This is a genomic window from Phenylobacterium sp., from assembly GCF_030698145.1.
GTDB lineage: Bacteria > Pseudomonadota > Alphaproteobacteria > Caulobacterales > Caulobacteraceae > Phenylobacterium.
In genome coordinates this window covers 1-8,531 of record NZ_JAUYNW010000113.1, presented here as the reverse complement: position 1 = coordinate 8,531, position 8,531 = coordinate 1, and the positions used below count along the sequence as shown (strand labels likewise).

Below are 8,531 nucleotides of genomic sequence, written 5' to 3'. Positions count from 1 at the left end.
TTTTCAGCCGGCTTGCCGCAGGCGGCGACGGAGAGGGCGGCGACGGCGGCGCCGGCGACGAGCAGCTTGCGAAGGATTTCGGTGGTCATGGTCCCTGGGTCCCCTGGAAACGGAGGTTAGAGCGTCATACGAAGCGACCCGAAGAGGGAACGTCGCGTACGCAGGTCAGGAATATGCCGCGCTTCGCGCTGAGGGCAAGGCTTTAATTCACGCCCTCGTGATCACTTTTGATCCTGGGTCGACTTCCGTTGCGAAAACCGGGGCGTTTGCTGGGTTTGTCGGGATGCGGCCATGCGATGGTTTCGGGCGCCTGACGCCCTATATAGGCGGGTCGGCGGAGGGAATTGCATGGATCTGACGGTGAGCGAGGCCACGCGCGCGCGGCTGATCGACCTGGCCGGGCGCGGCGGGGCCATGGCCGGCTATGAGTTCGGCCCCCTCGATCGCCCGATCGACATCGTCTTTATCCACGCCAACGGCTTCAACGCCCGCGCCTACGCCCCCATCCTCGCGCCGTTGGGCGACAGCCTGCGGGTGCTGGCGGTCGATCAGCGGGGCCACGGCGGCTCCACCCTGCCGACGGAGACCGAGGGCCGGACCTCCTGGTACGACCTGCGCGACGACCTCCTGGCCCTGCTGTCGGCCCTCGACCTGCGCCAGGTGATTCTCGCCGGCCACTCCATGGGCGGGGCGGCCAGCGTGCTCGCCCAGGCCCAGGCTCCCGAGCGCGTGCGCAGCCTGGTGCTCGCCGACCCGGTGGTGATTCCGCCGACCAGCGAGGCCGAGGTGGTGAGCAACTCGCCCCTGGTGCAGGGCGCCCTGCGCCGGCGCGCGGTGTTCCCCAGCCGCGAGGCCGTGATCGCGGCCTATTCGGGCCGCGGCGCCTTCGCCTCGTGGAGCCTGGCCATGCTGGAGGGCTATGTGGCCGACGGCTTCCGCGACCGGCCCGACGGCCAGGTGGAGCTGTCCTGCGCGCCGGCCTGGGAAGCGTCGAACTTCACGTCCCATGGCCATGACACCCTGGGGGCCTTCGAGGCCGCCCAGGTTCCCATCCGCATCCTGCGGGCCGAAGAGGGTTCGACCTGCCGCGACCATCCCCGGCTGGCGGCCCTGCAGGCGGCCGGCCGCATCCGCATGGAGACGGTCCCGGGAACCACCCACTTCCTGCCGATGGAACGCCCCGACCTCGTCCAGGCAGCCCTTCGCGAGGCCGTGGAAGCCTGACCTAGAGCGCCAGGCCCGGCGTGACGCGGGCCAGGTAGGCCGCCTGGCCCTCGGCGCCGACGTCGACGATCTTGCGCTTGTCGAGATCGAACGAGATGGCGATGGCCTCCGAGGTCACCCAGGGGCGGCCGATCAGCGGATCCACCATCCAGTGGACCGCGCGGCGGATGCGCGGCGTGCTTTCGGCGATCCCCGAGCGCAACTCCACCCCGTCGCCGGCTCTCGGCCAGTCCAGATAAACCGCGCGGTACTCCAGCACGGCCCCGCCCATGCGCGGCGGCGGCTCGCCGGGGACCGGGTCCGGTCCCGGACGGTCCTCGCCGAACAGCCGCGCGATGCCATCGGAGACCCGGCCGATGAACCGCTCGGCGCTCATCCGGCCAAACACGTCGCACTCCGAGGGGCCGACCACGCCCAGGCCGATCCGCATCAGCTTGAGCTCGTCGGCCCGCGCCAGGCTGGCGGTGGCCGCGACGGGGGCGAGGTCGACGCTTCGCGCGGCCGCATAGGGCGGGACCTCGACGCGCAGGCCCTCGGCTCGCTCCAGGATGCGCTCGGGCCAGGGGAAGGGCCGCAGGTCGGCGACGGTGGCGTGGTCGACCTTGACCTGGAAGGTGGCGGCCGGTTCGCCTGAAGCGTGGTGCAGCACGATCAGCAGGCGCGCGCCGCTCTCGTCGATCTCGGACACCCCGCCCATCGCGTAGAGCCAGGTCCCCGCCTGCGCCTCGCGCAGGAAACGCATGTGCAGCTCGCGGATCGCCAGGGTCGCCTGGCCGTGGGCGGCGAAGGCGTGCGGCATCCCGAGGTTCGCGGCCAGGCCGGCCAGGGCCTCCAGCGCCTTGGCCACCCAGAACCTGACGTTCAGGTGGCCCATCTCGTCGCATTCCCAGGTGTTGACGCCGCCGCTCCAGACCTCGACGCCCTGACTTGTCACGTGATCGTTCCCCCGGAATTGCGGCGGGACCTTAACTGATCGCGCCGGCATCCGGCGAGCCATGGCGGTCGTATCGGTGTCGTGGCAAGCTTCGCCGCGCTAAGGAATGCTCCCGATGTCCGATCCGCCGCCCGCCCAGGTGCTCGTCTACCGGCACGCCGTGGTCACACGCGTCACCCATTGGATCAACCTGGCCGCCCTGTTGGTCCTGTTGGCGAGCGGGCTGCAGATCTTCAACGCACATCCAGCGCTCTATTGGGGCGATGTCTCGCGCTTCGCCGAGCCGTGGGCGGCGATGCAGGCCAGGGAGCTTGACGGCGCGCGGGTGGGCGTCACCAAGGTCGGGGAGCTCACTGTCGAGACCACGGGCCTGTTCGGCCTGTCGGGCAAGCCGCAGGCGATGGAGGCGCGGGGCTTCCCGGCCTGGGCCACCCTGCCCGGCTATCGCGACCTGGCGGCCGGGCGCCGCTGGCACTTCTTCTTCGCCTGGCTCTTCGTGCTGAATGGCCTGGTCTACCTCGCCGGAAACCTGGTGAACGGCCATGTGGGGCGCGACCTGCTTCCGCAGCGCGACCAACTCAAGCCGCGCCACCTGCTGCACGAGATCGCCGACCACGCCCGTCTGCGGTTCCCCAAGGGCGAGGAGGCGCGCCGCTACAACGCCCTGCAGAAGCTGAGCTACCTGGCGGTGATCTTCATCCTGCTGCCGGCCATGCTGGCCACGGGGCTCTCCATGTCGCCGGGCATGAACGCCGCCTTCCCCTGGCTGCCCGAACTGTTCGGCGGCCGGCAGTCGGCGCGGACCCTGCATTTCATCTGCGCGGGGCTGATCGTGGCCTTCGTCGTGGTCCACGTGCTGATGGTGCTGGTCTCGGGACCGATCAACGGCCTGCGCTCCATGATCACTGGCCGCTTCGCCATCCGTACCGACGGAGACCCGTCATGACCGTCTCGCGAAGAGGATTGAACGGCGTCCTGCTGGGCGCCGCCGGCCTGCTGCTCGGCGCCTGCGACAGGCTCAGCATGAACCCCGGCGTCCAGCGGGGCCTGGCCGCCGCCGAGGGCCTCACCCGCCGCGCCCAGCGCCTGGTCCAGGACCGCTCGGCCCTGGCCCGGGAGTTCTCGGAAGCCGAGATCTCGCCCGACTTCCGCGCCAACGGCTCGGTGGGGCCGTCCGATCCGGAGTACCGCGCCTTGCTGGCGGCCGGCTTCGCCGACTGGCGACTGGTGATCGACGGCCTGGTGGAACGGCCCCTGTCGCTCAGCCTGGACGAACTGCGGGGTCAGCCTTCGCGCACACAGATCACCCGGCACGACTGCGTCGAGGGCTGGTCGTCGATCGGTAAATGGACCGGGGCGAAGCTCGGCCCCCTGCTGGACCGCGCCGGATTGAAGCCCACGGCCCGCTACCTCGTCTTCCACTGCGCCGACACGCTCGACCCCAACGCCATGGACGGCGCCAACAAGTATTATGAGAGCGTCGACCTGATCGACGCCTACCACCCGCAGACCATCCTGGCCTACGCCATGAACGGCGCGCCCCTGCCGATGAAGTACGGGGCCCCCTGCCGCGTGCGGATCGAGCGCCAGCTCGGCTACAAGCACGCCAAGTACCTCATGCGCATCGAGGCCGTCGCCGACTTCGCCCACCTCGGCCGCGGCAAGGGCGGGTTCTGGGAAGACCGCGGCTACGAGTGGTACGCGGGGATCTAGTACGCCGCCTTCGACACCAGCTCGGTCTCCACCGCGCAGGCGGCCGGCTGGGCCGCCGCTACGGCGCGCAGGGCCGCGACCTCGGCGCGGGCCGCTTCCAGGTCGGCGCGGAACTGCGGGTCGCCGTGCAGGGTGGCGACGAGCGCCCCGCCGTTGGTGCGGCCGGCGTCGACGGCGCTCGGCGAATGCACGCCGCAGACCACCCGGCTCTCGCCGAAGGCCCGCGCGCGGGTCAGGATCGAGGTCGCCCGGTCCGGAGCGATCTCGGCCAGGATCAGGCCGATGCTCCAGCCCCAGGTGGCGTGGCCCGACGGATAGTCCGGGCTGGCGGCCAGGCCGTCGGACTTGGGCACGCAGATATTGCCCTCGTCGATCAGGTAGGGGCGCTTGCGCTTGAACACGTCCTTCACGGCGGCGACCTGTCGTCCGGCGTCGAGGCCGACCCGGCTCAGCATGGCGTTGAGCTTCGGCGCGTTCTGCGGGGTCATCTCCGTCCCGACCGCGCAGCTGAAGTTCTTGAGCATGGCCTGGGGCAGGGTAGGCACGTCGTTCTGGGCGAGCGACCAGCGCGGCGAACCCTCCAGGGCCCGGGTGGCCTTGAAGACCTCCTGGTCCCGGGCCTCCCGGGGCGAGCCTGTCGCCGGCGCCTGCGGAAGAATCCTGGCCGCGTCGGGCCAGGTCTGCGGGGTGAGATAGCCCGTGGGAAGGGCCGGGGCGGCGGCCTGCTGCGCCACCGCCATTCCGGCGCCGGCGAAGGCCACGACCAGCGCGGCGCCCAACAGTCTGCGATCCATGATCCCCTCCCGGCTTTTTGTCGGCGCGATCATGCGCAGACGGAGGCCCGGTTCAAGCGGCTTGGCGCCTCAGTCTGAAGAATCTCGATTTCGCGCTTGAGAAATTGAATTTCTCGAGTCTAAGATTGAGAAAGTCAATTCGGACCGCTCATGACGACCCAAAAACCTCATCATGACTGGCAGGCGCTCACTGAGCTGACCCAGGGCAAGGCCTTCGTGGTCGAGCGCGTGCGGCTGGTGGAGTCGGGCGTGGCCATCGAGGGCGGCTTCGAGCCGCCCCAACTCGCCAGGCTGTCGGCCGAGGATCAGGTCTTCGTCGCCGCCTTCCTCAAGAGCCACGGCTCGATCAAGGAGATGGAGCAGGTGTTCGGGGTCTCCTATCCCACCATCAAGGCCCGCCTGAACCGTATCGCCGGCGCCCTGGACCTTGTCGAGATCGACGTGCCGCCGTCCCGCGCCGACGTGCTGGACCGCCTCAGCCGCGGCGAGATCACCGCCGAGGCCGCCATCTCCGAACTGGAGGGACGCCCATGAGCGGAACCCCGATCCGGGCGCTCGCCACCCTCCAGGCCCGCGCCATGCGCACCGCGCGTCATCGGCGGCCGGTGGCCCGGCCTGGCGCAAGATCGATGTCCGGCGAGCGGCCGGTGATCCGGCTTTGGATGCCCCTGACCGCCCTGTTCCTGATCCTGTCGCCCTTCGCCTTCCTGCTGCTGATCGTGGCGGTGTTCGTGCCCTGGCCGCGCGGTGTCAGCCCGTTGGACGCCGTCCTGGCCGTGGGCCGCGTGCTGCTGTCGCTCGGAGGAACCGAAATCGACGTCCAGGCCCCGGACGCGCTCGTCCGCATCAAGATCGTCTAGGAGACGCCCCATGAGCGAAGATCGCCGCTCGATCCTGCAGATGCTGAGCGAAGGCAAAATCACCGCCGACGAGGCCGAGCGCCTGATGGCCGCCCTCGATCGCGCGCCCCGCCCCGCCGCCGGTCCCGAGGCGGGCCCGCGGCCCCGCGTTGTGAAGTATCTGCGCGTGGTGGTGGACACCGACGAGCCCGGCGATGGCCCGACCAAGGTCAATATCCGGGTGCCGATGAACCTGCTGCGGGCCGGCGTACGGCTCTCCAGCATCATCCCGCCGATCGCCCGGGAAAAGGTCAACGAGGCCATGGCCCGGAACGGCGTGCCGTTCGACCTGAACCAGTTGAAGCCTGAAAATCTGGAAGAACTGGTCGAGCAGCTCGACGAGCTGACGGTCGATGTCGATCAGGACCGGACCAAGGTCAGGATCTTCTGCGAGTAGCGACGCCTCCCCGTCGCCGAACTCGGCCGTCGCCGCCTGGGATAGCGGCGACGGCCGTCTTTTTCGGATGCTAGGCGGCGGCCTTGTCGAACAGCTTGGCCCAGCGCGGCTTGGTGCGGTTCTTCCAGGAGCCCCGGTGGAAGGCGTCGGAGGCGATCAGCGGCACCACCGTCGTGGCCTCGGCGAACACCATCTGTTCCCAGGTGACGTCGACCTTGCCCCAGGAGCAGGCTTCCTTGAGCGTCGAGGACGAGCAGGCGCCGTCGCGCACGTCGGCCACGGTGATCTGGACGGCGTACTTATGCATCTCGGCCTCGTGGCCGAGGATCTCAGCGCAGACCACGGTGTCCTGGGCGAAGTTCTTGGGAACCCCGCCGCCGACCATGAACAGGCCCGTCGTGCCGGCCGCCAGCTTGATGTCGGTCAGCTCGCGGAAGTCGGCCACAGCGTCGATGGTCAGGTAGGGCTTCTTCGCCTTCATCCGCTCGACCTGGTGCTTGACCAGGCCGAAGCCGGCCGATGAATCCACGAAGGCCGGGCAGAAGATCGGCACGCCTTCGCGATAGGCCACCTCGATCAGCGAGTCGGGCTTCTTGGCGTTGCCCGCGGCCAGCCACTTGCCCATCTCGTGGATGAATTCGCGGCTGGAATAGGGGCGGGGCTCGAGCTGTTCGCAGATCTCGTAGATCGTGCCGTCGCAGTTCTGGAGCTCTTCCTCGTCGATATAGGTGTCGTAGATGCGGTCGATATAGAGGTCGCGCAGGTCGCGGTCGTCGACGTTGGACTGGGCCTGGTAGTGCTTGAAGCCCAGGGCCTCGAAGAAATCCATGTCGACGATGGAGGCGCCCGTGGCGACGATCGTGTCGATCATCCCGTACTTCACCATGTCGCGGTAGATGTGCATGCAACCGCCGGCGCTGGTCGAACCCGCCAGGGTCAGCCAGGTCGAGCAGTCCTTGTCTTCCAGAGACATCGACCAGATGTCGGCGGCGCGGGCGGTGTCGCGGCTGGTGAAGCTCATCTTGCGCATGGCGTCGATGATCGGACGGGCGTCGTACTGGTCGATCGCCACGTGCTCGACGGTGTTGGCCAGCAGCTCGGCCTTGCGGTTCGTCTTCTGAACGTCAGCGTTCATTCTCTGCATCCTTTGAGAGTTTGAGCGCCCGTCCAAGACATAGGGCGCGGCCGGGACGGAGCGACCGGCCGCGCCAATAACGAATCTGGCGGGGTGTTATTTCCGCCGACGCTTCTTGCTGCGCGCACGCGACAGCTTCACGACGTTCTGGTTCTCCTGCTTGGGCAGGGGGATCGAACGCCGCGCCAGGCCGAACATCGAGGCCATGGGCGCATCTCTGGTCTCGGCGATCTCGGCGTCACCGAAACCGTTGAACCGGGTGTTCATGGCCACGCCATAGGCGCCCAGCATGCCGATCTCGATATAGTCGCCCTCGCGGACGTCTTCCGGCAGCCAGAACGGGCCCGGCATGTGGTCCAGCGAATCGCAGGTCGGGCCCCAGAACTTGAAGGGCTTCAGGTTGCCTTCGACCTCGCGGGCCTCGCCGCCCTCGGTGCGGAGGAGCTTGACCGGAAAGGGCCATTTAGCGTGCGCGGCGTCGAACAGCGAGCCATACGACCCGTCGTTCAGATAGAGCGCCTCGCCCTTGCGAAGTTCGACCTTGGTGATGATCGACGAACCCTCGGCGACCAGCGCCCGGCCCGGCTCGCACCACAGCTCGGTGGTCTCGTGGACCATCATCTCGGCGAAGCCGCGGTCGATGGAGTCCACATAGTCCGCCAGAGCTGGCGGAACCATGCCCGGGTAGACCGAGGGGAAGCCGCCGCCCACGTCGACCACGTCGGCGAAGACGCCGGCGCGGACCAGGGCGCGAGAGGCCTGGGTCATGGCGGCTTGGTACGCCGTAGGGCGCATGCACTGGCTGCCCACGTGGAAGGAGACGCCCATCAGGTCCTGGGTCGCGCGCCGAGCGGCCAGCAGCAGGGCCGGCGCCTCATGGGCGTCGACGCCGAACTTGCCCGACAGCGAGTAGGCCGCGCCCTCGGCGGCCACCGCGAGGCGGACGATGAGGTTCAGGTCCTTGGCCTCGCTGGTCGCCTCGACGATCTTGGCCAGCTCTTCGTGCGTATCCAGCGCGAAGGTGCGAACGCCGTGATCGAAATAGGCGGCCGAGATCGCCGCGCGGCTCTTCACCGGGTGCATGAAGGCCATGCGGGAGCCCGGCGCATGCTGCGCGATCAGCTCGATCTCGGGGATCGAGGCCACATCGAAGGAGGTGACGCCGTTCGCGACCAAGGTCTCGATGACCCAAGGCGAAGGGTTCGCCTTAACCGCGTAGAAGACGTCGCCTCGAAAATTCGTCTGGAACCAGCGCGCCGCTGCGGCCACCGCGTCCGGTCGCGCTATTGCGACAGGACGTTCCGGGGACCGCTGACGGACCAGGTCCAGGGGCGTATGGTACGTGTGCAATTCACGTAACCCCCATTGGCAGTTGAACCTAGCCGGCGTTAGCAGCGCTTTTCAGGACATCGGGTCCGCCGGAGCGGTGCGAAAT

At 68.6% G+C, this 8,531-nt stretch carries 11 protein-coding genes; 7 read left to right on the top strand and 4 right to left on the bottom strand.

Features of this window, described 5'->3' with window-relative positions; translation table 11 throughout:
• On the top strand, positions 1 to 206 hold a 206-nt coding region (locus Q8Q77_RS16990; protein ID WP_305584840.1), incomplete at its 5' end, for a hypothetical protein.
• Positions 207 to 348: 142 nt separating this feature from the next.
• Positions 349 to 1,224: an alpha/beta fold hydrolase gene (locus Q8Q77_RS16985; protein WP_305584839.1), complete on the top strand. Its 876-nt coding sequence runs from the start codon at positions 349 to 351 to the stop codon at positions 1,222 to 1,224.
• A 1-nt stretch (position 1,225) separates the two neighbouring features.
• Here Q8Q77_RS16985 and Q8Q77_RS16980 read toward each other — a convergent pair whose 3' ends face one another.
• Positions 1,226 to 2,158: a thioesterase family protein gene (locus Q8Q77_RS16980; protein WP_305584837.1), complete on the bottom strand. Its 933-nt coding sequence runs from the start codon at positions 2,156 to 2,158 to the stop codon at positions 1,226 to 1,228.
• Between the two features lie 115 nt (positions 2,159 to 2,273).
• On the opposite strand from Q8Q77_RS16980, the gene Q8Q77_RS16975 reads away from it, so the two are divergent.
• Positions 2,274 to 3,104: a cytochrome b/b6 domain-containing protein gene (locus tag Q8Q77_RS16975; RefSeq protein ID WP_305584836.1), complete on the top strand. Its 831-nt coding sequence runs from the start codon at positions 2,274 to 2,276 to the stop codon at positions 3,102 to 3,104.
• A complete protein-coding gene (locus tag Q8Q77_RS16970; protein ID WP_305584835.1) occupies positions 3,101 to 3,871 on the top strand; it encodes a molybdopterin-dependent oxidoreductase in 771 nt (256 codons plus the stop codon). Before Q8Q77_RS16975 ends, Q8Q77_RS16970 begins: the two co-directional genes overlap by 4 nt.
• On the opposite strand, the gene Q8Q77_RS16965 is transcribed toward Q8Q77_RS16970, so the two are convergent.
• The gene (locus Q8Q77_RS16965; protein ID WP_305584834.1) at positions 3,868 to 4,665 is read right to left on the bottom strand and encodes a phosphatase PAP2 family protein; all 798 of its coding nucleotides are present in this window, start codon (positions 4,663 to 4,665) and stop codon (positions 3,868 to 3,870) included. The genes Q8Q77_RS16970 and Q8Q77_RS16965 overlap by 4 nt on opposite strands.
• Positions 4,666 to 4,815: 150 nt before the next feature.
• Between Q8Q77_RS16965 and Q8Q77_RS16960 the strand changes: the two genes are divergently transcribed.
• Genes Q8Q77_RS16960 through Q8Q77_RS16950 form a run of 3 tightly spaced genes read left to right on the top strand, consistent with a single transcriptional unit; the run spans position 4,816 to position 5,961 of the window.
• On the top strand, positions 4,816 to 5,199 hold the full coding sequence (locus Q8Q77_RS16960; RefSeq protein ID WP_305584832.1) for a DUF2089 domain-containing protein: 384 nt from the start codon (positions 4,816 to 4,818) through the stop codon (positions 5,197 to 5,199).
• Positions 5,196 to 5,525 carry a hypothetical protein gene (locus Q8Q77_RS16955; protein ID WP_305584831.1) on the top strand — a complete coding sequence of 110 codons (330 nt, stop codon included), beginning with the start codon at positions 5,196 to 5,198 and terminating at the stop codon, positions 5,523 to 5,525. The genes Q8Q77_RS16960 and Q8Q77_RS16955 overlap by 4 nt, the downstream gene beginning before the upstream one ends.
• A 10-nt stretch (positions 5,526 to 5,535) precedes the next feature.
• Positions 5,536 to 5,961, top strand: coding sequence for a hypothetical protein (locus tag Q8Q77_RS16950; RefSeq protein ID WP_305584830.1), 426 nt, complete (start codon positions 5,536 to 5,538; stop codon positions 5,959 to 5,961).
• A gap of 70 nt (positions 5,962 to 6,031) precedes the next feature.
• Here Q8Q77_RS16950 and Q8Q77_RS16945 read toward each other — a convergent pair whose 3' ends face one another.
• Positions 6,032 to 7,105, bottom strand: a complete 1,074-nt coding sequence (locus Q8Q77_RS16945; protein ID WP_371130472.1) for a deoxyhypusine synthase — start codon at positions 7,103 to 7,105, stop codon at positions 6,032 to 6,034.
• A gap of 87 nt (positions 7,106 to 7,192) precedes the next feature.
• Positions 7,193 to 8,446, bottom strand: a complete 1,254-nt coding sequence (locus Q8Q77_RS16940; RefSeq protein ID WP_305584828.1) for a type III PLP-dependent enzyme — start codon at positions 8,444 to 8,446, stop codon at positions 7,193 to 7,195.
• Positions 8,447 to 8,531: the final 85 nt, after the last annotated feature.